28 protein-coding genes are annotated in these 25,851 nt (G+C 56.6%); 8 read left to right on the top strand and 20 right to left on the bottom strand.

The window, feature by feature from the left end; translation table 11 throughout:
* Nucleotide 1 precedes the first annotated feature (1 nt).
* The 9 genes from gspK to gspC are packed head-to-tail and all read right to left on the bottom strand — an operon-like array spanning nt 2 to nt 8,373.
* Nucleotides 2-1,021, bottom strand: coding sequence for a type II secretion system minor pseudopilin GspK (gene gspK / locus F0320_RS06755; protein ID WP_126328124.1), 1,020 nt, complete (start codon nt 1,019-1,021; stop codon nt 2-4).
* Nucleotides 1,018-1,698 carry a type II secretion system minor pseudopilin GspJ gene (gspJ, locus tag F0320_RS06750; protein ID WP_126328123.1) on the bottom strand — a complete coding sequence of 227 codons (681 nt, stop codon included), beginning with the start codon at nt 1,696-1,698 and terminating at the stop codon, nt 1,018-1,020. The genes gspK and gspJ overlap by 4 nt, the downstream gene beginning before the upstream one ends.
* Nucleotides 1,691-2,074, bottom strand: coding sequence for a type II secretion system minor pseudopilin GspI (gene gspI / locus F0320_RS06745; RefSeq protein WP_126328122.1), 384 nt, complete (start codon nt 2,072-2,074; stop codon nt 1,691-1,693). The genes gspJ and gspI overlap by 8 nt, the downstream gene beginning before the upstream one ends.
* A complete protein-coding gene (gspH, locus tag F0320_RS06740) occupies nt 2,067-2,552 on the bottom strand; it encodes a type II secretion system minor pseudopilin GspH (RefSeq protein WP_126328121.1) in 486 nt (161 codons plus the stop codon). The genes gspI and gspH overlap by 8 nt, the downstream gene beginning before the upstream one ends.
* Complete coding sequence (gspG, locus tag F0320_RS06735; RefSeq protein WP_126328120.1) at nt 2,552-3,001, bottom strand: type II secretion system major pseudopilin GspG; 450 nt, start codon at nt 2,999-3,001, stop codon at nt 2,552-2,554. Before gspG ends, gspH begins: the two co-directional genes overlap by 1 nt.
* Nucleotides 3,002-3,003: 2 nt before the next feature.
* Nucleotides 3,004-4,212, bottom strand: coding sequence for a type II secretion system inner membrane protein GspF (gspF, locus tag F0320_RS06730; protein ID WP_126328119.1), 1,209 nt, complete (start codon nt 4,210-4,212; stop codon nt 3,004-3,006).
* On the bottom strand, nt 4,212-5,690 hold the full coding sequence (gene gspE, locus F0320_RS06725; protein WP_126328118.1) for a type II secretion system ATPase GspE: 1,479 nt from the start codon (nt 5,688-5,690) through the stop codon (nt 4,212-4,214). Before gspE ends, gspF begins: the two co-directional genes overlap by 1 nt.
* Nucleotides 5,691-5,702: 12 nt before the next feature.
* Entirely contained in the window at nt 5,703-7,628 is a 1,926-nt protein-coding gene (gene gspD, locus F0320_RS06720; protein ID WP_047653146.1) for a type II secretion system secretin GspD, read from the bottom strand.
* A 13-nt stretch (nt 7,629-7,641) separates the two neighbouring features.
* Complete coding sequence (gene gspC, locus F0320_RS06715) at nt 7,642-8,373, bottom strand: type II secretion system protein GspC (RefSeq protein ID WP_126328782.1); 732 nt, start codon at nt 8,371-8,373, stop codon at nt 7,642-7,644.
* 299 nt (nt 8,374-8,672) lie between these two features.
* Between gspC and F0320_RS06710 the strand changes: the two genes are divergently transcribed.
* Nucleotides 8,673-10,247 (top strand): ExeA family protein, encoded by a 1,575-nt coding sequence (locus tag F0320_RS06710; RefSeq protein WP_126328117.1) that lies wholly within the window; start codon nt 8,673-8,675, stop codon nt 10,245-10,247.
* Nucleotides 10,247-10,831, top strand: coding sequence for a hypothetical protein (locus F0320_RS06705; RefSeq protein ID WP_126328116.1), 585 nt, complete (start codon nt 10,247-10,249; stop codon nt 10,829-10,831). Before F0320_RS06710 ends, F0320_RS06705 begins: the two co-directional genes overlap by 1 nt.
* 18 nt (nt 10,832-10,849) lie before the next feature.
* Here F0320_RS06705 and F0320_RS06700 read toward each other — a convergent pair whose 3' ends face one another.
* From F0320_RS06700 to F0320_RS06690, 3 genes are all read right to left on the bottom strand, one after another.
* Nucleotides 10,850-11,473 (bottom strand): helix-turn-helix domain-containing protein, encoded by a 624-nt coding sequence (locus tag F0320_RS06700; protein ID WP_047653151.1) that lies wholly within the window; start codon nt 11,471-11,473, stop codon nt 10,850-10,852.
* A gap of 257 nt (nt 11,474-11,730) precedes the next feature.
* Nucleotides 11,731-12,561 (bottom strand): N-acetylmuramoyl-L-alanine amidase, encoded by an 831-nt coding sequence (locus F0320_RS06695; protein ID WP_126328115.1) that lies wholly within the window; start codon nt 12,559-12,561, stop codon nt 11,731-11,733.
* A complete protein-coding gene (locus tag F0320_RS06690) occupies nt 12,558-12,881 on the bottom strand; it encodes a heavy metal-binding domain-containing protein (RefSeq protein ID WP_023310944.1) in 324 nt (107 codons plus the stop codon). Before F0320_RS06690 ends, F0320_RS06695 begins: the two co-directional genes overlap by 4 nt.
* A 97-nt stretch (nt 12,882-12,978) precedes the next feature.
* Here F0320_RS06690 and F0320_RS06685 point away from each other — a divergent pair, with 97 nt between their 5' ends.
* From F0320_RS06685 to artJ, 6 genes are all read left to right on the top strand, one after another.
* Nucleotides 12,979-13,497 carry a lipoprotein gene (locus F0320_RS06685; RefSeq protein ID WP_047653153.1) on the top strand — a complete coding sequence of 173 codons (519 nt, stop codon included), beginning with the start codon at nt 12,979-12,981 and terminating at the stop codon, nt 13,495-13,497.
* Between the two features lie 226 nt (nt 13,498-13,723).
* Nucleotides 13,724-14,452: an arginine ABC transporter ATP-binding protein ArtP gene (gene artP / locus F0320_RS06680; RefSeq protein ID WP_047061479.1), complete on the top strand. Its 729-nt coding sequence runs from the start codon at nt 13,724-13,726 to the stop codon at nt 14,450-14,452.
* A 19-nt stretch (nt 14,453-14,471) separates the two neighbouring features.
* The gene (gene artI / locus F0320_RS06675) at nt 14,472-15,203 is read left to right on the top strand and encodes an arginine ABC transporter substrate-binding protein ArtI (RefSeq protein ID WP_033145049.1); all 732 of its coding nucleotides are present in this window, start codon (nt 14,472-14,474) and stop codon (nt 15,201-15,203) included.
* Nucleotides 15,204-15,209: 6 nt separating this feature from the next.
* Entirely contained in the window at nt 15,210-15,926 is a 717-nt protein-coding gene (gene artQ / locus F0320_RS06670) for an arginine ABC transporter permease ArtQ (RefSeq protein WP_126328114.1), read from the top strand.
* The gene (artM, locus tag F0320_RS06665) at nt 15,926-16,594 is read left to right on the top strand and encodes an arginine ABC transporter permease ArtM (protein WP_023310940.1); all 669 of its coding nucleotides are present in this window, start codon (nt 15,926-15,928) and stop codon (nt 16,592-16,594) included. Before artQ ends, artM begins: the two co-directional genes overlap by 1 nt.
* Before the next feature lie 173 nt (nt 16,595-16,767).
* Nucleotides 16,768-17,499, top strand: a complete 732-nt coding sequence (gene artJ / locus F0320_RS06660; RefSeq protein WP_047653154.1) for an arginine ABC transporter substrate-binding protein ArtJ — start codon at nt 16,768-16,770, stop codon at nt 17,497-17,499.
* 67 nt (nt 17,500-17,566) lie between these two features.
* Here artJ and F0320_RS06655 read toward each other — a convergent pair whose 3' ends face one another.
* The 8 genes from F0320_RS06655 to potF all read right to left on the bottom strand — a co-directional run bounded on the left by F0320_RS06655 (nt 17,567) and on the right by potF (nt 25,656).
* Nucleotides 17,567-19,036: a sensor histidine kinase gene (locus F0320_RS06655; protein WP_149323885.1), complete on the bottom strand. Its 1,470-nt coding sequence runs from the start codon at nt 19,034-19,036 to the stop codon at nt 17,567-17,569.
* The gene (locus F0320_RS06650; RefSeq protein ID WP_033145045.1) at nt 19,020-19,727 is read right to left on the bottom strand and encodes a response regulator transcription factor; all 708 of its coding nucleotides are present in this window, start codon (nt 19,725-19,727) and stop codon (nt 19,020-19,022) included. Before F0320_RS06650 ends, F0320_RS06655 begins: the two co-directional genes overlap by 17 nt.
* 72 nt (nt 19,728-19,799) lie before the next feature.
* Nucleotides 19,800-20,927, bottom strand: a complete 1,128-nt coding sequence (gene rlmC, locus F0320_RS06645) for a 23S rRNA (uracil(747)-C(5))-methyltransferase RlmC (RefSeq protein WP_126328112.1) — start codon at nt 20,925-20,927, stop codon at nt 19,800-19,802.
* 40 nt (nt 20,928-20,967) lie between these two features.
* Nucleotides 20,968-21,441 (bottom strand): YbjO family protein, encoded by a 474-nt coding sequence (locus tag F0320_RS06640; RefSeq protein WP_024907853.1) that lies wholly within the window; start codon nt 21,439-21,441, stop codon nt 20,968-20,970.
* 65 nt (nt 21,442-21,506) lie between these two features.
* Nucleotides 21,507-22,352 carry a putrescine ABC transporter permease PotI gene (gene potI, locus F0320_RS06635; RefSeq protein ID WP_047653159.1) on the bottom strand — a complete coding sequence of 282 codons (846 nt, stop codon included), beginning with the start codon at nt 22,350-22,352 and terminating at the stop codon, nt 21,507-21,509.
* Nucleotides 22,349-23,302, bottom strand: coding sequence for a putrescine ABC transporter permease PotH (gene potH / locus F0320_RS06630; protein ID WP_126328111.1), 954 nt, complete (start codon nt 23,300-23,302; stop codon nt 22,349-22,351). The genes potI and potH overlap by 4 nt, the downstream gene beginning before the upstream one ends.
* Nucleotides 23,303-23,312: 10 nt before the next feature.
* Nucleotides 23,313-24,446, bottom strand: a complete 1,134-nt coding sequence (gene potG / locus F0320_RS06625) for a putrescine ABC transporter ATP-binding subunit PotG (protein WP_024907855.1) — start codon at nt 24,444-24,446, stop codon at nt 23,313-23,315.
* Nucleotides 24,447-24,543: 97 nt separating this feature from the next.
* Nucleotides 24,544-25,656 (bottom strand): spermidine/putrescine ABC transporter substrate-binding protein PotF, encoded by a 1,113-nt coding sequence (gene potF, locus F0320_RS06620; RefSeq protein ID WP_008503444.1) that lies wholly within the window; start codon nt 25,654-25,656, stop codon nt 24,544-24,546.
* Nucleotides 25,657-25,851 lie beyond the last annotated feature (195 nt).

Here is a 25,851-nt window from a genome sequence, read left to right as displayed (position 1 = left end):
CTTATTCAACCATTCGGTAGCGGCGTTGCCAGGTCACGACCTTGCCAGCCTCACTGTCAACGTGAAGCTGGCTGACGACGCGCAGCGTTAAATCATCGGTATTGCCGGTGGTATCCACCCGAAAATAGCGACTGTTGACCGCAACCCTGTCCTGAATCTGCGCCAGGATATCTTTGGTCTGCGGATAGTTGCTCTCCAGCACTTTGCTGAATGCCTCCAGCGACGCCCACCCCTCCTCCGGGCGTGAATCGATCAGGCGGGCAGCGTCGTCCGTGCTTAACACGCCGGTAAAAACCGCCGCCAGCAGCGGAGCCTGTTCGCGTGTTAAGGTATTCACATTTATGGTGCCATCCGTATCCGGCAAGGCGCACAGCAGCCTGCTGACCTTCGGCCACGCCGCCTGCGGAAAGGCGGGCAGCAGTCTGATTTCGTTGATGGTGCGCATCATTTGATTCGCCGGACCGCGGGCGGGCGTCACGTTCGCCCAGGCATCGGCCTCCTGGCCCTGTTTTACCGTCACGTCGTCGGCGTCAAGATAATCCACCAGCTGCTGGTAAATCTCTTCTGCCGCCAGCGTACCGACGCCACTTTCCGTCAGCAGTTGTTCGATAATTTGCTCTTTGACCGGTTTTTCCGGCAGCGCAGTTGGGTCGGCCGGGGCCGCTGGCGCCGCGTCAACGGCCAACAGACTATTGACGTTAAAGCAGGTCCGGGCATCCTCCACCTGACTCACCACGGTGTAGTTATCCCCGTGGGTTTCCAGCGGCTGGGCCCAGTCACCTCGCGGCGACAGCCCCGCCCCTTCTGAACTGGCCGCTTTCTGCAATACGTTTTCCAGTACCTTCTGTTGACGGGCAATGGCCCAGCGCAGCGTCTGCTGGCTGACCTGATAATGCGTTTTTTGCAGGTGGCGGCAGAACTGCTGACTGATTTTCGCCGCCAGGACGGACATCATCACCAGCAGGATCAGCACCACCAGCAGCGCCACGCCACGCTCTTTTCGCGCTGTTTTGCCGCTCATGAACTCACTCCTGGATCGACTACCGTATCGGGCTGCGGGGTTGTTACGGGCTGGGCCGCATTCTCCGCTGCAGGCTGCGCCGGGTCCGCATTCGTCTCTTTTGGCGCGGTCTGGATCTCAGGCATATCGCCGGGAGTGATAAAAACCCAGCGCCAGGTTTCGCCGTTTTCCATGGTCAGATTCAGCTCAACGCCGTCAGGCTGATGGCCGATGTCGGTCCATTTTTCCTGCCAGCCTTCGTGCCAGAAGCGCCATGTCATCGCTTTCACATCGTTCAGAATCGGCACTTCTTCCGGCTGCGCGCTCGCGGGACCGTCGATAGCAACCCAGACGTTGCGCCACAGGCGTTTGTCCTTTAACGTCCAGCGCACCCGCTCCAGCTGCACCTGACCGCTGATGCCGTTCAGGGTTGTCAGTTCCAGACCATTCTGCTGCTGAACGAACACCTCGCCGCTGTTGCGCGGCGCGCGAGCCTGCAGCTGATAAAAGTCACGCGAGAGCAGGTTGTACGTGCGCTGAAGCGCCGTCACCTTCGTCGCCGCCTCGTCGCTGGCCGTCGAGGTGCGCATCGCCCCGTCGAGAATTTGCCAGGCGAGAATGGCGATCACCGCGAAGATGGCCAGCGCAATCATAATTTCCAGCAGGGTAAATCCCTGCTGACGCTGCACCTTACTCACGAGCCACCTCCGGTTCGGCGAGCTGAAGCGCCACCACCGGTTGCGCATCACTTGCTTCGCTGTAAACCCGTACCTCATCGGCAAAGGTATTTTCGGCGGTTTTCACCCGCTGGATATGCCAGGTCCAGGTTTGTCCGCCCATGGTTTCGGTGCCCACCTGCTCGGCGTCCGGGAAATCGGTCTGAGCCAGCTGCGCTTGCGCCAGCTGATTTTCCGCCACCCAGCCGGCCTGCAGCGTTTCCGACAGGCTGTGGGTAAAGCGCACGTTCAGGGTGACGGAGTTCATCAGCGCCAGCGCCGCGGTGGAGAAAATCACCAGCGCCACCATCACTTCCAGCAGGGTCATCCCCTGCTCTTTGGTCTTGCGTTTAGTCATCGTTTTCCACCATCACGGGAACAGAGCCCTGTGACGTCACGTGAAAGCGCTGCTTTTTATCCAGGCTTTCAAGGCTGAGCGTAAAGCGGCTAAGCTCGCCGTCCGGCAAAAAAAGGATTTGCGGTTCATCGTCCAGCGTGGCTGCCAGCGTTCGCGATGAGAGGGAGACATGCATCTCCTCAGGAAACTCACCGCGGGTGGCGATTCGTCCCGCCTTGAGCGGTGCCCAATGGCGTTCGCCGCTATTGCCAACCTGCGTAACCAGTTCAAATTCTGACGAGGTCATCACCAGCCCGACAATATTTCCGTCCATTACCGCACGGTCAGAACCATATTCAACGAGGGATTTTAGCTGCTGACCAAATGTATCTGCGCCGCTGCGTGATGGAATCGTGGTGACCACCATCATGGCGCTCAGGGCGAATATCACCAGCGCCACGATAATTTCCAGCAGGGTAAATCCACGTTGCTTATTCATTACTTATCTTTTTTATCAAAAGACCAGTTGCTGATATCGTCGGCAGTATTCGCTTCTGCATCCGGACCGGCTGAGAAAATATCAACAGCGCCATGCTCACCCGGGCTGACCATAATATAGTCATTGCCCCACGGGTCCTGCGGCAGGCGACGAATATAGCCGTCGTCACGGTAGCCTTTTGGAATAGGCGCAATTTCAGGTTTGGTCACCAGCGCCTGCAGCCCCTGCTCGGTGGTCGGATAGCGATGGTTGTCGAGTTTGTACATATCCAGCGAACCTTCCAGCGCCACAATATCGCTGGTCGCTTTCTGAATATCGGCTTTTTCTTTATTGCCCATTAAATTAGGCACAACCATACTGGCCAGCACACCGAGAATAACGATCACTACCATTAATTCGAGCAGCGTAAAACCCGCCTGACGCTTCAGGCTATTTTTTTTAACTGACATGATTAACCCACCATATTATTAAGTTGAAGAAGCGGTTGTAATATTGAAAGGACGATAAATAAAACAACGGTCGCCATAGTTACTACCAGTGCCGGCTCAAATACCGACAGCGTTAACGTAATTCGATGCTGTAATGCAGATTCCTGGTTTTCCGCCGCACGATCCATCAACGAGCCCAGCTCGCCGCTCTCCTCCCCGGACGCCACCATGTAGAGCATGGTGGGTGGGAAAATTCTCGCCTGTTCCAGCGCGTTGTAGAGGGATGCCCCCTGGCGCACGGTGTCCGCCGCCTGCTCAAGCACCTGCCGGGCATAGAGGTTTTCAATCCCGTCCATCGCGATGTACATCCCTTCAAGCAGCGGAACGCTGCTGGCCTGCAAAATACTCAGCGTGCGGATGTAGCGCGCGCTGTTGATGGCGCAGACCAGTTTTTTCAGCGGCGAATTTAGCAACAGCCACCGATGATAAACAAATCGGTTCTTTTCTTTTTTTATCCAAAATTTAAAGCTCGCCGACGCCCCGAACAGGCCGCCGGCGATAACGATGCCCCAGGCCTGTAAAAAGTCGCTCACCGCAATCAGCGTGCGGGTGGTCACCGGCAACTCTTGTTTCATGTGGGTGAACTGGTCGATGACCTGAGGCACCACGGCGACCAGCAGAATGGAGATCACAGCGATCGCCACTACCGTCAGGGTGATGGGGTAGACCATCGCCTGGGTGAGCTTGCTTTTCATCTTCTGGCGCTGCTCGTTGTACTCGGCGAGCTTTTCCAGCACGCCGCCGAGATGGCCGGTCTTTTCACCGGCCATCACCAGGGTGCAGTAGAGCTTGTCGAAGCTGCGCGGAAACTGGCTGAAGGCGTCGAACAGCGTGTGACCTTCCACAATCTTGTCGCGGACCTCGGTCACCATCGCCGCCAGGGTTTTATCTTCCGTCTGCTTCGCAATTGCCTTCAGCGCACTCTCCAGCGGCAGCGCGGCATTGACCAGCGTCGCGAGCTGTCGGGTAAACATCGACAGCACCGGAATCGACAGTTTTGCCCCTTTACGGGCGTTTTTTCCCGCCGCCGGATCGCTGGTCGGCGCAATGTTCACCGGCATCAGCTTCTGTTCGCGCAGCATCTGGCGCACCTGCTTTGGCCCTTCGGCCTGCAGGGTGCCGCGCTGGGTTTTCCCCGCGACGTCCGTCGCGGACCATGCATACCAGGCCATTACGCATCCCCCCCGCGCTCGGCGGTGACACGCATCACCTCTTCCAGCGAGGTCACGCCGGAGATCACCTTCAGCAGACCGTTTTCACGCAGGCTGTAGGCCTCTTTGAAAAGCTGCGTTTCGATGGACATCTCATCTTTGTCTTCATGGATCGCTCGGCGCATGGCGCTGTCGACTACCAGAAATTCGTGGATGCCTGCGCGTCCCTGGTAGCCGCTCTGGCGACACTGTTCACAGCCCGCGGCGCGATAAATCGCTTTCGGCGGCGTTTCCATAAAGGTGAACAGCGCTTTCTCATTGTCATCCAGCGGACTGGTCGTGCGGCAGTGCGGACACAGCCGACGCACCAGACGCTGGGCAATGACGCCAAGCAGCGACGAACCAATTAAAAATGACTCCAGCCCCATATCGCGCAGACGGGTAATGGCGCCCGCCGCACTGTTGGTGTGCAGCGTGGACATCACCAGGTGACCGGTGAGCGATGCCTGTACTGCGATTTGCGCGGTTTCACCGTCACGAATTTCCCCGATCATCACCACGTCCGGGTCCTGGCGCAGAATGGCGCGCAGTCCGCGCGCAAAGGTCATGTCCACGCGCGGGTTGACCTGGGTCTGCCCTACCCCTTCCAGTTCATACTCGATCGGATCTTCCACGGTCAGAATGTTGCGTTCATGACCGTTAAGCGCCGACAGCAGCGCGTACAGGGTGGTACTTTTCCCCGAACCGGTCGGGCCGGTCACCAGGATGATGCCGTGCGGACGTTCAATCAGTCCCTTTAACTTCACCAGCTCTTCGTCAATCAGACCGAGCTTGTTGATGTCCGGCTTAAGGTTGCTCTTGTCCAGCAAACGCATTACCACCCGCTCGCCATACTGGGAAGGAATGGTAGAGACACGCACGTCGATGGCCTTGCGGCCAATGCGCAGGGAGATACGGCCGTCCTGGGGGAGACGTTTTTCGGCGATGTCCAGTTTGGACATCACTTTGATACGCGACACCAGCAGCGGCGCGAGCTTGCGCGCCGGCTGCAGCACCGGACGCAGCACGCCGTCAACGCGAAAACGAATGCTCAGGGTGCGCTCGAAGGTCTCGATATGAATATCGGAGGCCCCCTCCTTCACCGCTTCGCCCATAATGGCGTTGATCAGGCGGATCACCGGCGAGTTCTCGTCGTTATCGAGCAGATCTTCGTTGTCCGGGATCTCCTCGGTTAACGCCATCAGGTCAATATCGGCGTCCATGTCGTCCACCAGCTGCTGCGAGACGCCGCTGTTCTGCTGCCAGATATTGGTCAGCAGTTCGTCAAACGCGTCCGCCGTCAGGATCGTCGGGGCATAGGAGCGCCCCAGCACGCGGCGCATCTCCAGCAGGGCATACGCCTGCGCATCGTCGCGGATATAAACCTCATTGTTATAGAACAGGACCCCGTTCTCTTTCGCCCAGGCGCTGGTACAGAGCGTATTACTCATCTCGGTCATATCGCCTCCGCCTTACTCTTTAAACGGGTTGCGGGACGACACCGGCGCACTGGCGCTCACCGGCGCGGCGTGGTTCTGGGACGGATAGGCTGGCAGCATCGGTGAATCAGCATTCTCTACGATGCCCAGCTTGTGCTCTTCCATACGCTGCTGCTGACGCGCCTGGATCTGTTCATATTTCTCTTCCGACACCGCGCCGTAGTTGTCGTCGTCGCGCAGTACGGTGGTGTGGATAAACACCATCAGGTTACGTTTGGCGCTGTCCTGGGAGGTATAGCGGAACAGCTGACCCACTACCGGAATATCGCCCAGCAGCGGGACTTTCGAGACCGACTGTTTGGTGGCGTTTTCCATCAATCCCCCCAGCACCACCGTCTGCCCGCTGTGGACCATCACTTCGTTGTTGATGGTGCGCGTGTTAAAGGTTGGGCCGAGGCTGGCGTCTTCCGTCGCGCTGTTGTCGACGCTGGAGACCTCCTGCTCAATCTTCAGGTGGATCATGTCGCCGTCGTTGATTTGCGGAACGATTTTAAGCTTGGTACCGACGGTCTTACGCTCAACAGAGTTGAAGACGTTATCGCCGCTGGTGGTCTGTGAACCGGAGAGGACCGGAACATCCTGCCCGACGTTGAACGACGCCTCTTTGTTATCCAGCGTCACCACGCTCGGTGTCGACAGAATGTCGTTTTTGCCGTTAGTGGACAGCGCCGTCATCAGCGCGCCAAAGTCGCCGTTAAAGAAACCGGTCGCCAGGCCCGTATAGCTGCCAATGACTTTTGACTTCTTGATCTGGCTGATCGGCAGGCCGGTCGAACCAAACTGAACCCCACCGTGTTTACCGGTCCACTGCACGCCCAGATCCAGACCGTTACCGTCCTGAACTTCGGCGATGATCGCCTCCACCAGCACCTGCGGACGGCGGATATCCAGCTTGTCGATCACTTTTTCCAGTGAATTCATGACGTTTGGCTGGGCGGTGATCACCAGAGAATTGGTAGACTCGTCGGCGGTAATATTCAAATCGCCTGCCATCGGCGCGGCTTTGCTCTTGCCGCCACCCGCTTTATCTTTTAGCTGCTCGCCGATGCCCGTCAGCACCGGCACCACTTTGCTGGCGTTGGCGTATTTCAGGTAGAAGACGCGGGTGTTGCCCTCGTTGTTCTGCTCGCGATCGAGCTGGGAGATCAGCATTCGGGTGCGCTGACGCGCGTCCGGGCTGCCGCTGATCACCAGGCTGTTGGTTTCATCGTCGGCGACCACTTTGGTCGCCAGCTGCGGGGCGTTTTGCCCTTTCTGCTCTTCGTTGTTGAGGTTGTTCAACATGTCAGAAAGCTCTTTGGCCGAGGCAAAACGCAGTGGCACGATTTCACGGCGCTGGACGCCGCTTTGATCCACACGCTGCACCAGATCCACCAGGCGGTTAACCACCGAGGCTTTGCCGGTTAACAGCAGCACGTTTGACGGCTCAAAATGGACCACGTTGCCGATGCCGGAGGCGTCGTTCAGCTGACGCAACAGGGGGGCCAGCTCACGTACCGGGACGTTCTCCATCCGCACCACGCGGGTGATGATTTCGTCGCCTTTGCCAGGGTTTTTGCTGTCGGCAATCGGTGCGCCCGACATGCGGGCCACCGAAGAGCGCACGACTTTCACCATCCCGTTATCCATCGGGATCACCGACAGACCATAGAGATCCAGCACGCTCAGGAAGAACTGGTAATATTCATCTTCCGTCAGTACGTTGTAGGTGCGGACCGACACCGTTCCCTGAACGGAAGGATCGACCAGAATGGTTTTATTGAGGTTACGCCCAACGGTATCGATAAATTCGCGGACATCGGTATTTTTAAAACTGGCGCTAAAGTTCGCCGCGAACAGCGAACCTGAATATAACGACAATGCGGTCAGCGCTACGCACGCCCATGGAAATTTCTTCATGTCTGTACACTTATTAATTGTTTAGAACATTGACCCGAATATTTTCAAGGTGAGCGTGACGCCGAATAATGACATCCGCTTCTTTCATTTTTGACCAGCGGGCAACGATCTCTTTTGCCTGCGCCTCTTTAGTCATATCCACATCGTCAACTTTTACCACCACATCCCCTTTTTCCAGGCCAGCATGGCTGTAGAAAGACGACGCATTGCGTGGATTAATGTTGTAGCCTTCCAGCTGGCCTTTTTCGATTAGCGGTTTTAACACCAGATAATCATCCAGATGCAGATTATCCAACCCTGCATCTTTCTTCGATTTGGTTACCGGGGCGCTATCCACGCCGCCTTTGAAATAGTCTGGCTTGTTAAGTGAAATAACCTGCGGTGCGCCTTCATAATTCACCACCACATTATCGGCATGAATTTCGGCAATATAGGCATTGTCAAAACCGGCGAGCATTTCGCCCTCGCGATAGCTCTTTTGTCCGGTGGGGGTTTTTATCACCGCAAAGGACAGCCAGGCTTCATCGCTGCTGAGAATACCTTCGATTTCCGCACTAAGCGGCTTTTTCACCGCCGCTGGCTGTTTCGCAGGCATCACCGCCGGCGTAAAAAGTACAAACTGGGTTTCATCGTGACTTTTTTTTTGCGTATTCTTTTTTGAATCAGACAACCTGTTCGTCACTTTCTTATAATCTTTATAAACCATATACCCTTGCTGGCCGCAGAAAATAAGCAGCACAAACATGACGCAGGGCATAATCAATTGAGCAACAAATGACATCCGCATTTTTAACGAGCCTTTCTGCCAGTCAGTAATTCACAGCACAGGGCTGTATGAGTGAGTGGTGAAAATGCTAATGTGTTTCCTCGCTCCCGCCCACTAACACTTCCGCTAACAATAATTTAGAAAAAGATTGATCGCTAAATAAACCTATGATAGAAGCGCAGACCGAGTATTTTTACCCTCCATTCAAATTGCCCCTTCCGCCTGTATCCTTTACTTTTCCGGCTCCTTGTTATGAATAAAAGAGACGGTAATACGCTATGTATATGCGCCATTTTAATTTCGCTACCCAGCCTTTCCGGGCTATCACCCGGATGCCAGGTGATTTTTTTGTTCCGTATCATCAGGATGTGTTCGGTTTGCTGAAAGAGAAGTGCCAGACAACAGGCGTCACCGCGCTCTTTAGCGACGACAGCTATCTTGCCTCGCAGTTTTGCGATGCGCTGAAAAAGCATGACGGCACGCTGCTCGCCATTAACGCCTTCCCGAAACTCAGCGCCAGCGGCCTGCTCTATAAACTCAACACCACCACCAATGAGAGCAAAACCCGGATCCAGGCGATTGATGCTGTGCTGCGCCAGTGGCAGGACGAGATGTTGTCCCGCAAAACCACGCGTAAAGTGCTGGTCATTTCGCATATTCAGTCGATGAAAGCGAATTGCCATGACGCACTGTCCATGCTGTTAACCCGCGCGCAGGAGCTGGATGTGCCTCTGTCGGTTGTGCTGATGGGATCGGCCGACCAGGAAGCCCCCCTCCTGCAGTCCGGGTTGCGTGAATCTCTTCATACGCATCACACGCTCCGGCCCCTCACCTGCCGCGAGTCCCTGAGCTATGTTCAGGCCCAGTGTGAAGCGCATGGCAGCGACGCGACGCCGTTCACCCGGGCCCGCATGCGCAAGATGCACGTTCTGACCAAAGGACAGGCTGGCAAACTCAACGAGCTGGCGCACCTTGCGATGCTAGCCGCCTGGACCGAGCGTTCAGCGCAGGTATCGCCGCGCCATCTGCGCCTCGCCGCCGGAGAAGTTCTGCCGGCGAAACCGAAGGGCAAACGCCTTGCCGTTATGGGTCTTTTTGCCTCTGTACTGTTTGCCGCCTGCGGCTGGACATTCATGCCCACCCTTACCGCCAGACTGCCGGTAGAGCTGCCCGTAATGGCGAGCTGGAAACCGCAGGCGCCAAAAACCGACGCCCCAGCGGTGCCGGTTATTGATAATGAAGTGGTGAATAAGCCCGATGCGATGCATCAGCTCTATACCATGTGGGGTTATGACGCCACCATGGAAGAGGCAAACTGCCAGAATGCCGGGCGGGTCAACCTGATGTGTAAGGAGGGCAGCGCGCCGGTCGAGGAGCTGGCCAAAGAGGGGTACCCGTGGATCGGCGAGATCAAAACCGGCGATCACCTGAACTATGCCGTGGTGGCCAGAGTAGATGATAAATCGCTGGATCTGCTGATGAATAATCGCACCTGGCAGGTGAGCCGCAGCTGGTTTAACCAGCATGCAACGGGCAATTACACCCAATTGCACCGCCTTACGCCGCAGGGGAAAGATGCCGTGAGCGCCGAAAGCAGCGTCAAAGATCTGGGCTGGATGGATCGGCAGCTTAGCCTGGCACTGAATCTGCCCGAAACCCACGCAAAGGTGTGGACCGCCGAACTGATGCAGCGTACCCGCGAGTTTCAGCAGAAAATGCATCTACATGTGGACGGGATTGCAGGTGAAGATACATTGATGCAGTTAATGCGTGAAGCCAGGACAACGCCAAGCGTACTTATTCAGTCCGCAAATATATCTGCGGCCCCCACCGCGCAGGAGAAGCATTCATAATGTCGACGATTACTCTGGCTGCCCAGCGCAGCTATACCCTGAACGCACCGGTCTGGTTTTCTTACCGGCGCCCCTCGCTGAAAAAAGTGGTCTGTTCCACCCTGATCTGGGCGATGGGAATAGTGATGACGATCGCTGCGGGACTCTACGCTCATCTCTACTGGGATCTGCGCCATCCGGTACCTGAGCCAATAAAAGCGAGCGCCGTTAAGCCAGAAACGACGCTATCGGATATGCATTATGTCTATGTCAGTAAACCGTTCCCGCAGCCTGAACCAAAGCAAGAACCTGTGACAAAAGAGATGCCGCCGCTGCAGGAGATGCCCATTGATAGCGGCGATGCCGACTGGCAGCAGGCGCCCGACGGTGAAATGCCGCATGATATTTCCCGGGAGACATTGCCAGGGACAGAGGTGAACCATCAGAACCTTGATGACGGGGCGATCAAGGCATTATTAATGAAGGCGTTAAAAGAACAGGAAAAAGATTATTCGCAGGGGAAAATGCCCACGCCTCCCGAGGATGAAACCACGGCAGGAACGCAGGCAAATAATTCACTGAAACATAGCGCCCCTTTTACTTAAAAAGGAGTTGGAAAGCGATTAATATTTCTCCGGCAGTGCTGACAAATGCATTAGACGACCTTTGTCCACCTGAATGTAATTACCTTTCTTCAGGTCGGCGAGAATTTTAATAATGGTACTCCTGGCCAGGCTGGTATATTCCTGAATATAGTCGTAAATATTGATGTCGCGCTGATGGTGTACCATCAGTTCGTTAATTTCCAGCAAGAATTCGCGTACAATCGAGTACGCGCTGCGGGCCACCAGCACTTCGTCACGCTTGCTGAGCAGGCAAACATACCAGGAGAGGACTTTACTCAAGGCTTCCCACAGATTTTTTTCGCTCATCAGACGGAAAAAATCCTCTTTTTTAAGGGTGCGCACCACGGTATTGGCACGAACCAGTCCGTACATATGCGTTGAGTTGTAATAAATAGAGGAGAGACCAAAAATACATTTATTCTGTAAGGTGAACATACACAGCTCATCCGACTCGCGACGAAATTCAACTTCACCGCTAACGATAAAATGAATATCTTCGTTGTTATCGGTACTGATACGCTGCCATTTGCGTAAGGTTCTTTCTTCAAGACCTTCAGTTGCCGCGATAATAGCGTCGATTTCAGCTTGTGGACGGCTATTTTTACCATAGATACTTAACATAGTTATACCTATTAAATTAAATTGAAAAGGTGAACGTGCGCAATCACAGCGCATAAATGCGTAGTCCATTTAACAAATGTAAAGTAAAGCTAAAACGTTAGCAGATCGGCGTTTCTTATTTGTCGTGCTGATATATTTTCAACCACGTTTGCGAGTAATTTCGACTGAGAAAACTATAAATCATCAACGCGATGAATGTGATTTAAAATCAGTCCAAAAGAAGACCGTGAAAAAGTGGAGTCGGGTAACCCGAAGGATTACCCCTGCCCGTAGCGCTCCAGCAGCGCCTCCGCGATAGCCAGCGTTTCGCGATCGGCCACGCCGTCCCAGCGTGCCGGGCGAAAATGCATCTGAAACGCGACGATCACGCGCTTCTGCTGTGCGTTCGTCATGTTATCGGTCACCTCATAGCCGTATCGCGCCAGCAGATCGAGCAGCACCTTCGGCTCCACGCGCTCATCGCGCGGCTTGCCGTTCAGGTAAAACGCCACTCGTGCCGGGTCGGGCCATGCGCCAATCCCCTGCAGCGCCAGCTCACGCCACGGGAACAGCGGGCCGGGATCGTCTTTGCGCTGCGGGGCGATGTCCGAATGGGCCACCACATTTTCAGGTTTGATGTTGTAGCGGGTGATAATGTCTTTGGCGAGCGGCACCAGCGCCGCAATTTGCGCAGGCTCAAACGGGGTAAATTGCTTAACGCCCGACGTTTTTTGCCAGCCACGGTTCTCAAGCTCAATGCCGACAGACGTATCGTTAATCCGGTTGGTGCCGCGCCAGAAGCTGATGCCCGCATGCCAGGCCAGTTCGCTTTCAGGCACCAGCTGCCAGATGCGCGGCTTACCGTCCGGTGCCGGGGGGTTAGCCGGGATCAAATAGTGAGAGCTGACGTTCTTATCCGTCAGCGTGGCCAGCGAGCTGTCAAAGTCATCCGCGGTGTAGTGGATCACCAGCACCTTGATGCGCGGGTAAGCCGCCTGCGCCTGATGGCGCGTGTCCAGCTCGTAGGCGCCTTTGTCGATAATCCCTTTTTCCGTGACGCATCCTGCCAGCAGCAGCGCCAGCAGGAGCGTGGCAAGCGAACGCCTCATCGGAGGGTTTTCACCGCCGTACCGCTTACGCTCACCATCAGCATGCTGGCATCTTTCCCGACCGTTTCGTAGTCGATGTCAATCCCCACGACCGCGTCCGCACCGAGGGCTTCCGCCTGCTCGCCGAGCTCTTTAAAGGCGATTTCACGCGCTTTGCGCAGCTCTTTTTCGTATGCACCCGAGCGACCGCCCACGATATCGCGGATACCGGCAAAAAAGTCACGGAAGATATTGGCGCCGAGAATCGCTTCACCGGTGACCACGCCGCAATACTCGGTTATTGTCTGCCCTTCCAGGGTTGGCGTTGTAGAAAACTGCATGGTTTCTCTCCTTCTTTAGCGTTCAATGCCTTAGGCACAGCATTATCGGTTCGTTACGCTATGATTGAAAGGATAGTTAATAAATAAGGAAATCAACATGCGCTATTCTGCTTTAACACTTTTCGTGCCCTGCGCGCTGGTGCTCAGCGCCTGTACCACCACGGTCACGCCAGCCTTTAAGGATATCGGTACCCGCAGCGGCCCCTGCATTGAGGGCGGCCCGGACGCCGTGGCGCAGCAGTTCTATGATTATCGCATTCAGCACCGCAGCAACGATCTCACCGGCCTGCGCCCGTATCTGAGCGATGGACTGGCAAAACTGCTTAACGACGCCACCCGCGATCCGCAGCATAACGCCCTGCTGAAATCCGACCCGTTCTCCAGCCGCGCCACGCTGCCGGACAGTGCTGAAGTAGCCAGCGCGTCAACCATACCGAACACGGATGCCCGCAATATTCCGCTGCGCGTGAAGCTGACTCAGGGAACCCAAACCTGGCAGGATGAAGTGCTGATGATCCGTGAAGGACAGTGCTGGGCGGTTGACGACGTGCGCTACGTTGGCGGCAGCGTTCATGCCCCGGCAGGCACGCTTCGCCAGTCGATTGAGAATCGCTAAACCCGCCGATACAACCCGGTAACCCCCGTAAAATGTGCGGCATTTCATGCGGAATGCCGACATTTATACTCGCCGACCTTACCGTTCGCTATTTTGTGCTATGTTTAAGAGGAAACACGGGTTATATTTAACTTTTAACGCAGAAATATTGCATAACTATTCTGTCAACGGTACTATCTGCGGCCTCAATTGCTATAGATTGCCTGGATGAGTAAAGACTGCCCCGATGAGTATTAAACTAAACGGCATTAACTGCTTCTACGGCGCACACCAGGCGCTGTTTGACATCACGCTGAACTGCCCGGAAGGCGAAACGCTGGTTTTGCTTGGCCCAAGCGGTGCAGGCAAAAGCTCCCTTCTGCGCGTCCTTAATCTGCTTGAAATGCCCCGTTCAGGTACGCTGGCGATTGCCGGTAACCATTTTGACTTCGCAAAAACGCCGTCTGATAAAGCGATTCGCGAACTGCGTCAAAACGTCGGCATGGTCTTCCAGCAATACAATCTCTGGCCGCATCTGACCGTCCTGCAAAACCTGATTGAAGCGCCGTGCCGCGTGCTGGGGTTAAGCAAGGATCAGGCGATCGCGCGCGCCGAAAAGCTGCTGGATCGTCTGCGTCTTAAGCCATATAGCGACCGCTTTCCGCTGCACCTTTCCGGTGGTCAGCAGCAGCGCGTAGCCATTGCCCGCGCGCTGATGATGGAGCCTGCGGTACTGCTGTTTGATGAACCGACCGCTGCGCTGGACCCGGAAATCACCGCCCAGATCGTCAGCATCATTCGCGAGCTGGCGGAAACCAATATTACGCAGGTTATCGTCACCCACGAAGTGGAAGTGGCGCGTAAAACCGCCAGCCGTGTGGTCTATATGGAAAACGGTTATATCGTTGAGCAAGGTGATGCGAGCTGCTTCGCGAACCCGCAAACCGATGCCTTCAAAAACTATTTATCTCATTGATTGTGTCAGGGGAAATATAATGAAAAAAGTATTACTTGCCGTGCTGCTTGCTGGCGTTACCCTTTCCGCTACCGCAGCCCAGACCATTCGTTTCGCCACGGAAGCCTCTTACCCTCCGTTTGAGTCCATTGATGCGAATAACAAAATTGTTGGCTTCGACGTTGACCTGGCTAACGCCCTGTGTAAAGAGATCGACGCGACCTGTACCTTCAGCAACCAGGCGTTCGACAGCCTGATCCCAAGCCTGAAGTTCCGCCGTATCGACGCCGTCATGGCCGGTATGGACATCACCCCGGAGCGTGAAAAGCAGGTCCTGTTCTCTACGCCTTACTACGACAACTCCGCCCTGTTCATTGGTCAGAAAGGTAAATTCACCTCTGTCGATCAGCTGAAAGGCAAAAAAGTCGGCGTGCAGAACGGCACCACGCACCAGAAATTCATCATGGATAAACATCCGGAAATCACCACCGTTCCGTATGACAGCTACCAGAACGCGAAGCTGGATCTGCAAAATGGTCGTATCGACGGCGTATTTGGTGATACCGCGGTTGTGACCGAGTGGCTGAAAGCCAACGACAAGCTGGCGCCAGTGGGCGACAAAGTGACCGATAAGGATTACTTCGGTACCGGTCTGGGGATTGCCGTTCGTCAGGGCAACACTGAGCTGCAGCAGAAATTCAACGCTGCGCTGGAAAAAGTGAAGAAAGACGGCACCTACGAAACCATCTACAAAAAATGGTTCCAGAAGTAATTCCTGATGAATGAAATTTTTCCTTTAGCAAGCGCCGCCGGGATGACCGTCGGCCTTGCCGTTTGCGCACTGATTATCGGCCTCGTGCTGGCGATGTTCTTTGCGGTGTGGGAATCCGCGAAATGGTTCCCCATCGCCTGGACAGGCTCCGCGCTGGTGACCGTGCTGCGTGGGCTACCGGAAATTCTGGTGGTCCTGTTTATCTATTTCGGCTCCTCGCAGCTGCTGCTGACGCTGTCGGACGGCTTCACGATCAATCTTGGCTTTGCGCAGATCCCGGTGCAGATGCAGATTGAAAATTTCGACGTCAGCCCGTTCCTGTGCGGCGTGATTGCCCTCTCCCTGCTCTACTCCGCGTACGCGTCGCAAACGCTGCGCGGAGCGCTGAAAGCCGTGCCGCAGGGGCAGTGGGAGTCCGGCCAGGCGTTAGGCCTGTCGAAATCAGCCATCTTCTTCCGTCTGGTTATGCCGCAGATGTGGCGCCATGCCCTGCCGGGCCTCGGCAACCAGTGGCTGGTGCTGCTGAAAGATACCGCGCTGGTGAGCCTGATAAGCGTTAACGATCTGATGCTGCAAACCAAAAGCATCGCCACCCGTACCCAGGAGCCGTTTACCTGGTACATTGTGGCGGCGGCTATCTACCTGGTGATCACGTTGCTCAGTCAGTACATCCTCAAGCGTATTGACCTGCGTGCGACGCGCTTTGAACGGAGACCAGGCTGATGCTTGAATATTTCCCCGAGCTGATGAAAGGGCTGCACACCAGCCTGACGCTGACCGTGGCGTCCATTATCGTGGCGCTGATCCTGGCCCTCATCTTCACCATCATCCTGACGCTGAAAACGCCGGTGCTGGTGTGGATTGTGCGCGGCTACATCACCCTGTTTACCGGTACGCCGCTGCTGGTGCAGATCTTCCTGATTTACTACGGCCCGGGCCAGTTTCCGTCGCTGCAGGAGTATCCGGTTATCTGGCATCTGCTCTCTGAACCGTGGCTGTGTGCCCTGATTGCCCTTTCGCTGAACAGTGCGGCCTATACCACCCAGCTGTTCTACGGGGCGATCCGCGCCATTCCGGAAGGACAATGGCAGTCCTGCGGGGCGCTGGGCATGAGCAAGAAAGACACGCTGGCGATCCTGCTGCCATACGCCTTTAAGCGCGCGCTCTCCTCTTACTCCAACGAAGTGGTGCTGGTGTTCAAGAGTACCTCTCTGGCCTACACCATCACCCTGATGGAGGTAATGGGTCACGGACAGCTGCTGTACGGGCGCACCTATGACGTGATGGTGTTCGGTGCGGCAGGCGTGGTCTATCTGGTGGTTAACGGCCTGTTGACGCTGATGATGCGCCTGATCGAGCGTAAAGCGCTGGCGTTTGAGCGCAGAAATTAACCACTCGAGTGCATAAAACTAAATTCATGAAGCGGGTAACCTGATGGGTTATCCGCTTTTTTTTGCCAGATAAATAATACTTAATCATTTTTATTGCATATAAATTCATTAACTGGCATTGTACATCCATGCCGCAGACACGGCGCATCAATAAGACAGACGGGAGTATTACAATGAAAAAGTTAGTTCTGGCCGCATTACTCGCCACCTTCGCCGCTGGCGTATCCGCAGCTGATAAAATCAATTTTGGCGTGTCCGCCACCTATCCGCCGTTCGAATCGCTGGATGCCAGCAACCAGATCGTGGGCTTCGACATTGACCTGGCGAAAGCGCTGTGCAAACAAATGCAGGCCGACTGCACCTTTACCAACCATGCCTTCGACAGCCTGATCCCGTCGCTGAAGTTCAAAAAATACGACGCGGTGATCTCCGGGATGGACATCACGCCTGAGCGCAGCAAGCAGGTTGCGTTTACCGACCCGTACTACGCCAACTCGGCGGTGGTGATTGCGAAGAAAGGCGCTTATACCTCTTTCGATCAGCTGAAAGGCAAACGCATCGGGATGGAAAACGGCACCACGCACCAGAAATACCTCCAGGACAAACATCCTGAAGTGAAAACCGTGGCCTATGACAGCTACCAGAACGCGATTATCGACCTGAAAAATGGCCGTATCGACGGCGTGTTCGGCGATACCGCCGTGGTGAACGAATGGCTGAAAACCAACCCGCAGCTGGGTACCGCAACGGAAAAAGTGACCGATCCGCAGTACTTCGGCACGGGCCTCGGCATCGCGGTACGTCCGGATAACAAGGCCCTGCTGGAAAAACTAAACGGTGCGCTGAAGGCGATTAAAGCGGACGGCACCTACCAGAAAATCAGCGAGCAGTGGTTCCCGCAGTAAGATTTTTTTGCCGGGTGGCTCGGCCTACGGGGGTGGTAGTCTGTAGGCCGGGCCACCCGGCAATTTCTCACAACGGCACAAAGAACCTGAACCGCGCCCCGCTCACCGACTCCATCAGCCTGATCCCGCCGCCGTGCAGCTCCAGCATACGTTTCACGATTAACAGCCCCAACCCACCGCGATTCTCCCGTGATGCCTGGGTATTCAACGCCGATGGCCGCTGGAACAGATCGTCGCGCAGCGCGGCATCCACGCCCGTTCCGCTGTCAGCCACTTCAACCTGAAGCCGTTCATTCTCCTGCCAGACCGCCAGACGAATTTCCCCGCCAGATGGCGTATGGCGCATCGCGTTATCGAGCAGGTTGGTTACCACGCGTTCGATCATCGACACGTCGGCGTTAATCAGCGGCAGCGGTCCCGGCACGTCAATATGCAGATTCACCTCGCGCGTGCGGGCGGTGAGCTCAAACTTCTGCGCCACGTCGGAAATCAGCTCCCCCATCGCGAAACGCTCGCGCTGCGGCTTAATGCCGCCGTGCTCAAGGCGCGCCAGCTCGAACAGCTGCTGCGAAAGATGACGGACTTTTTGCCCCTGACGCAGCGCGGTGGTGAGATACTGCTGGTGCTCCTGCGGCGTCAGCGTGGCGGACTTCAGCGACAGGGTTTCCAGATAGCCCAGCAGCGAGGTCAGCGGCGTGCGTAAGTCGTGCGAGATATTGGCGATAAATTCCCGGCGCTGGCGATCGCTGTCGGCCAGCTGGTCCCACTGGCGGGTGATTTTGCGCGCCAGCTCGATAAAACTGTTGCGCAGGATCGCCACTTCATCCTTTGCCGCCACGTCCGACGGCTGTGCCGCCAGCTGCCTGATAGCGCTTATGCTGTCCTGCTCCAGCCCGGCGACTTCGACCGTCAGCTGTTTTACCGGGCGCGTGACCCAGTACCAGACCAGTAAACCTGCCAGCAGGCCAAACAGCGCGACCCACAGCATTGACCACAGCACCGTGCTCCACAGCGCCTTGTGCCAGGCCATTTCCGCCAGGGCGTTGGACTCCTCGCCCTGCAAAATAATGTACAGGTAGCCTTTTAGCTCGCCGTCCTGCCGCAGCGGCGTGGCGCTAAAGACCTTTTTATTTTGACTGCGAGGATCGTCGCCCAATACCGGCATGGGCGCGCCGCTCAGGAAGCTCTGCACCGGCGCCAGGTCGATTTTTTGCCGCTGAATATGGCCCGGCGGTGCGGCATCGGCGAGGATATCGCCGTCCGGGGAGACGACGTACAGCTCAACGCTCGGATTAAAGGTCATCAGCCGATCGAACAGCGGCTTGAGTGCCGTTCGGTCGACCCTGCCCTGCCCGTCCAGAATCGGTTCCCGCTGAACGATCTGCTGCGCCAGCCCGCCCGACAGTCGCTGCACCATCGCGTTACCGTACTGCGTACTGCTGTAGAGCTGTACCGCGCAGGCGACGGTGGCGCAGAGCATCATCAGCAGGATGAACAGCAGCGTCAGGCGCTGGCTCAGGCTAAAGCGGCGCATCATGATTTGGCTCCGCAAATTTATAACCCTTGCCCCAGACGGTGCGAATAATCTCCGGCTCAGCGGCGTCCTTCTCAATCTTGATGCGCAGGCGGTTGATATGGGTATTGACGGTGTGCTCGTAGCCTTCGTGCTGGTAGCCCCAGACCTGCTCCAGCAGCGCCAGACGGGAAAAGACCTCGCCGGGATGACGGGCAAAAAAGTACAGCAGCTCGAATTCACGCGGGGTGAGATCCACCACCTGGCCGTGAAGCAGCACGCTGCGCGCCAGCGGATCGATGGTCAGACCGTGGGCCTGAATTTGACCGTCGGTTTGCGCCTGCCCCATCGCCTGCTGGCGGCGGAACAGCGCTTTGATGCGCGCAATGAGTTCCTGCACCGAGAACGGCTTAGCCAGATAATCATCGGCGCCGGTTTCCAGCCCGGTGATGCGGTCGGTTTCGCTGCTGCGGGCGCTGATGATGATCACCGGCAGGTAGCGCGTCATCTGACGGATACGGCGGCAAATCTCCAGACCGTCAACGCTGGGCAGCATCAGGTCGAGGATCACCGCATCCCACGGCTGTTTTTCAAGACGCAGTAAGGCCTTGCCTCCGTCGGGCTCGTGGGTGATGGCGTAGCCTTCGTCTTCTAAATTGAGTCGCAGAAGCGCCGCGATATCGTGGTCGTCTTCCACCAGCAGGATCTGCTTCATGGGTAAGCCTTTATTGATTTCTTATGACGTAAGCTTACCTGATTTCGAGCGGGGGAAGAGTTCACATTTTGTTTAAGACTTCACGAGCAGCGTCAATACTTCGTAATGGGCGGTATGCGGGAACATATCGAAAAGCTGAACGCGTTCAATGCGGTAGCCCGGCAGGCCGGCAATGTCTTTCGCCATGGTCTGGGCGTTACAGCTGGAATAGACGATGTACTCGGGCGCCATCTGGCTCAGGTAGCCGCACAGCGCCTTTCCGATGCCGCGACGCGGCGGGTTGACCAGCACCAGCTCCGGCACGTTGCCCTGGCCGGTCGCAAACTGCGTGGAGTCCAGCGCCTGGAAGTGCAGATTCGTTAACCCCAGCCCGGCGGCGGACTGCTTCGCGCAGGCAATCGCTTCGGCAGAGATCTCAATGCCGGTGAGCTGCATCTCCGGCGTGGCGCAGTGCAGGCCAAAGCCGCCCACGCCGCAGAAGAGATCCCACATATGCTGGATGTTTAACGCACGGACCCAGTCGCGGGCGGTGGCGTACAGGCTGCTTGCCACGGTCGGGTTGGTCTGGAAGAAGCTTTGCGGGCGGATCCACAGCGGTACGCCGTTGAAGCTTTCGGCCAGCGCGTGCTGGTCGGTGAAGAAAATCTCTTTCTCCCCTTCCATGATCGCCATATGCACCGGCTGAACGTTTGCCGTAATGACCTTCAGCTGCGGCAGCTGTTCCTGCAGCCACGGCAGCGCCGCGCGCAGCTGCTCCAGCTTGGCTTCCGAGCGCAGCACGAAGCGCAGCATCATACCGCCGTCGAGTTGGCTTTCGGTCAGCAGAAGATATTTCAGCTCGCCGCGCCTGCGGGCCACGCTGTAGGGCGTTAACCCTGCCCGCGCGATAAACGGTTTCAGGGCGGCAAAGACGGGCCCAAAGGAGGCGGGATACAGCGGGCAGTCGGTTAAATCTTCCGGCGTGCCGTCGCGGTGCAGCATCCCCAGCAGCGGTTTTTCAACGCTGCCGCTGACCACCATTTTGGCTTTATTACGAAAGGCCTGCTCCGGGCCGCTGACGGGTGCGCACCACTCACCCACCGCGTGTGCTGCCAGCAGCTGTTGCAGGTCGGCTATTTTGGCGGTGAGTTGTTGAGAGACCGGCTGTTCTATCCACTGACAGGAGCGGCAGCGTCCGGCGTCATAGAGTGCGCACTGCATATGAGAACCTTAAGAATCACGAGGGCTGCGATTATACACATTATTGCAGGCGGAAGAACCGCCGACTGGAGGCGGGAACAAACAGCAGGAACAGAACCAGCATGTCCGGCAATTTTTGCATAAACAGCGCGCGCAGGATCTCGCGCTTGGATTCCCCGGCAATGCTGAACAGCTCAGGGTAGCCGTATCCCAGCGAGGCGGCCCACAGATAGCTGGCGGCGGTAATTTGCGTCAGCAGATAGACCCAGCGCGCCCAGTTGCGCCCTTTGACCAGCGAAAACGCGCAGTAGATCTCGATAAACACCAGCACCAGGCTGCTCAAAAAGACCAGCGTCAGATTCCACGTCTGCACGCTGCGGTGAATGAATTCACCGATGCCGCGCACGCCCAGGGTGTTCAGAATCATCAGCACGTCCAGGCAGCGGATCATAATAATGGCGAGCGCCGCCACCTGAACCAGTGCAGGTACGTTAGGACGCGCGTGCGTAATACGTGATTTTTTTAATAATCCCAATGTTTTACTTCCCTGAAAAACAGTGCCGCGTCATGCGCGGCACATCACTGGAAATTTTAAATCCTTCAGCCGCGTCTTGCACGCTGGATATCGCGCACGCGCTGTTTTTCCGCGCGCGCCATCAAATACCAGGCGATAAATCCGACAATTCCGACCACGCCGAGGATGATAGAGGCCAGGGCATTAATCTCCGGGTTGACCCCCATGCGCACGCTGGAGAAGACCAGCATCGGCAGCGTCGTCGCGCCCGGCCCGGAGACAAAGCTGGCGATAACCAGATCGTCAAGGGAGAGCGTGAACGCCAGCAGCCAGCCGGAGATCACCGCCGGCATAATCATCGGCAGGGTAATGATGAAAAAAACCTTCAGCGGCGTCGCGCCAAGATCCATCGCCGCCTCTTCAATGGAGCGATCCAGCTCGCGCAGGCGCGAGGAGATCACCACCGCCACGTACGCGGTACAGAAGGTGACGTGCGCCAGCCAGATGGTGAGCATACCGCGGTCTGCCGGCCAGCCGATGGCGTGCGCCAGGGCCACGAACAGCAGCAGCAGCGACAGACCGGTGATCACGTCCGGCATCACCAGCGGGGCGGTGATCATAAAGGCAAATCCATTCGAACCGCGAAAACGGCCGAAACGCACCATCACCAGCGCGGCGATCGTCCCCAGCACGGACGCCATGGTCGCCGCCAGCGCCGCAATGGTAAGGCTCAGCCCCACCGCGCTCATCATCGCATCATCGTGGAACAGCTCGCTGTACCAGCGCGTCGACCAGCCCGCCCAGACCGTCACCAGCTTAGAGCTGTTGAAGGAGTAGATCACCAGCATCAGCATCGGCGCATACAGGAAGGTAAAGCCAATAACCAGGATCGCTATTCGCCACGGGGAGCGCACTACCGGTAAGTTGTTCATCCGTGATCTCCCATCTGTTTCTGCTGATGCTTGTGGAACCACATGATCGGCACGATCAGCAGCAGCAACATGACAATCGCCACCGCAGAGGCCACCGGCCAGTCGCGGTTATTGAAGAACTCCTGCCACAGCACGCGGCCAATCATGATGCTGTCCGGGCCGCCGAGCAGTTCCGGGATCACGAACTCCCCTACCGCCGGGATAAAGACCAGCATTGACCCAGCGATAATGCCGCCTTTGGTCAGCGGGACGATCACGCTGAAGAAGGTCTTCAGCGGACGCGCGCCGAGATCGAGCGACGCTTCCACCAGCGAGTAATCAATGCGCGTCAGCGCCGTGTAGATCGGCAGCACCATAAACGGCAGATAGGCATATACAATGCCGATATAGACCGCGAGGTTGGTGTGCAGGATCGTCAGCGGCTGATCGATAACCCCGAGCCACATGAGAAAGTTATTCAGCACGCCGTTGTTTTTCAGGATCCCCATCCAGGCGTAAACGCGGATCAGGAACGAGGTCCACGACGGCAGGATCACCAGCAGCAGCAGGATGTTGCGCGTCGACGGCTTGCTGTGCGCCACCGCCCACGCCAGCGGGTAGCCCATCACCAGACAGCAGAGCGTCGAGATCGCCGCCACCTGCAGCGACTGCAGATAGGCTTCGAAATAGAGCGGGTCGTCGGTGAGCTGCAGGAAGTTGCCGAGATTAAGCGTCAGCGTCAGCTGCCCGTCGGCCCAGTCCAGCAGGTTGGTATAGGGTGGGATAGCCCGCGCCATTTCCGCCAGGCTTATTTTGAAAACAATCAGAAACGGCAGCAGGAACAGCAGGATCAGCCACACGTACGGCATGGCGATCACCAGCTTGCGGCCGTGGTTCATCTGCATGCGCGTCAGCCACTGGGCAAAACCGCCCGGTTTGCCTGCGCGGGCTGGAGGTTCAAGTGTACTCATTGGCCGCTCCTTATACCGTCAGCACTACGCAACTGTCAGCATCCCAGCACAGGCGCACTTCGTCGCCCCAGGTCGGCTGCCCCTTGCGATAGCGATGTTCGTTCTGTAGCTGTGCGCTGAGCATCTGCCCGCTTTTCAGCCGCACGTGGTAGATAGAGAGATCGCCCAGATAGGCAATGTGCACCACTTCGCCGACGGCAAAGTTATAGCCATCGGCAGGCGGATCCTCACAGAGCATGATTTTCTCCGGACGCAGCGCGACGTAGACCGGCACGTTATCCACCACCGAGTTATCCGGATCGACCTTAAGCGGATGCTGCAGCCCCGGCGATTCGATGACCAGGCCATCTTCCTGACGATCTTTCAGCAGCCCTTCGAAGACGTTGACCGAGCCGATGAACTCCGCGCTGTAGCGGGTGGTCGGGTGCTCATAAATCTCTTCCGGCTCGCCAATCTGCACGAACTTCCCGCGGTTCATGATCGCGATACGTCCGGCCATGGTCATCGCCTCTTCCTGGTCGTGTGTCACCATCACGCAGGTCACCCCCACGCGCTCGAGGATATCCACCACTTCGAGCTGCATACGGTCGCGGAGTTTTTTATCCAGCGCGCCCATCGGCTCATCGAGCAACAATAATTTCGGGCGTTTTGCCAGACTGCGGGCCAGGGCCACGCGCTGGCGCTGGCCGCCGGAGAGCTGGTGCGGTTTGCGCTTCGCGAACTCCTGCATGTGCACCAGGCTCAGCATCTCGGCCACGCGCGCGGTAATTTCGGCCTTCGGCAGCTTGTCCTGCTTCAGGCCAAAGGCGATGTTCTGCTCGACCGTCATGTGTGGGAACAGCGCGTAGGACTGGAACATCATGTTAATCGGGCGCTGATACGGCGGCACGCTGGAGAGATCCACACCATCGAGCATGATTTGCCCGGCGGTGGGCTGTTCAAAACCGGCCAGCATACGCAGCAGGGTCGATTTACCGCAGCCAGAAGCCCCCAGAAGGGCAAAAATCTCGCCTTTATAAATCGTCAGGCTGACGTCGTCCACGGCATGCTGGCCATCGAAAGATTTGGTGAGGTTACGAATTTCAAGAAGCGGGGTCAGCGCTTTACGGACTTTCGCCTGCGGGCGGGGGATCGCGTCATTCACGGGGTGTTCTCCGGCAGAAATCAAAACATGGTGCAGGCGCACCAGAACGGTGCGCCTGTTGCCGGGGCGCTTCGCTTCCCCGGCCTACAACAACGGGTTATTTACCGCTTTTCACCTTGGTCCACGCGCGGGTACGCACGCGGTCAATTTTTGGATCCTGGACTTTCAGGGTGAAGAGCTTGGCGAACACATCCGCTGGCGGATAGATAGCCGGGTTGTTACGGATTTCTTCGCTTACCAGCGGCACGGAGGCCTTGTTACCGTTCGCGTAGTAAACGTGGTCGCTGATGTGGGCGATCACCTCAGGACGCATCAGGTAGTTGAGGAACTGATAGGCTTCGTCTTTGTTTTTCGCATCAGCCGGCATCGCGAAGACGTCGAAGAACGCCAGCGCCCCCTCTTTCGGAATGAAGTAAGAGACGTTCACGCCGTTTTTCGCCTCTTTCGCGCGGTTAGCCGCCTGCCACACGTCACCTGCCCAGCCGATCGCGACGCAGATGTCGCCGTTCGCCAGGTCGTTGATGTACTGAGACGAGTGGAAGTAACGAATGTTTGGACGCAGCTTCAGCAGCAGATCGGTCGCCGGGCCGGTGTAATCATCGGCTTTATTGCTGTTCGGGTCTTTGCCCAGGTAGTTCAGCACGGTGGCGAAAATCTCTTCCGGCGCATCCAGGAAGGAGACGCCGCAGCTTTTCAGCTTCTCAAGATTTTCCGGCTTCAGCACCACGTCCCAGCTGTCCAGCTTGACGTCCGGGCCCAGCGCCGCTTTGACTTTATCCACGTTGTAGCCGATACCGGTGGTCGCCCACAGGTAAGGCATGGCGTATTTGTTGTCCGGGTCATGCTTCGCCACCAGCTTCAGCACTTCCGGATCGAGGTTTTTCCAGTTCGGTAACTTGCTCTTATCCAGCGGCTGGAAGACGCCTGCCGTCAGCTGGCGCTCGAGGAAGCTTGCGGAAGGCACCACGAGGTCAAACCCGGTGCTGCCCGCCATCAGCTTTCCTTCCAGCACTTCGTTGGAATCGAACACGTCGTAGACCACTTTAATGCCGGTCTCTTTTTCAAAATTTGCCACCGTATCCGGCGCAATATAGTCAGACCAGTTATAAACGTGCAGCGTTTTTTGTTCCGCAGCGAGCGTGCCGGCAGAGACGGCCATCAGAGCACCCGCAACCAGACCCGATAACCATTTTTTATTCAAGGCGATCATATCTTTATTCCTTCTGAAAGCTCGTTAACAAACGAACTAAAACTGTGCAATCTGAAGATATGCAATAATCATGCATAGTTTGTCGCTCTGCTCAAAATAAAAAGAAACCTCTTTACCCGGCAGCTTCCGCTCGCTTTTTTAAGCATCGCAAGAATAACTGTAGCCCGTGTCCCCGGCTATAGCCCAGACGAAAAA

Source organism: Enterobacter dykesii (assembly GCF_008364625.2).
Lineage (GTDB): Bacteria > Pseudomonadota > Gammaproteobacteria > Enterobacterales > Enterobacteriaceae > Enterobacter > Enterobacter dykesii.
This window is presented reverse-complemented; position numbering and strand designations above follow the sequence as displayed.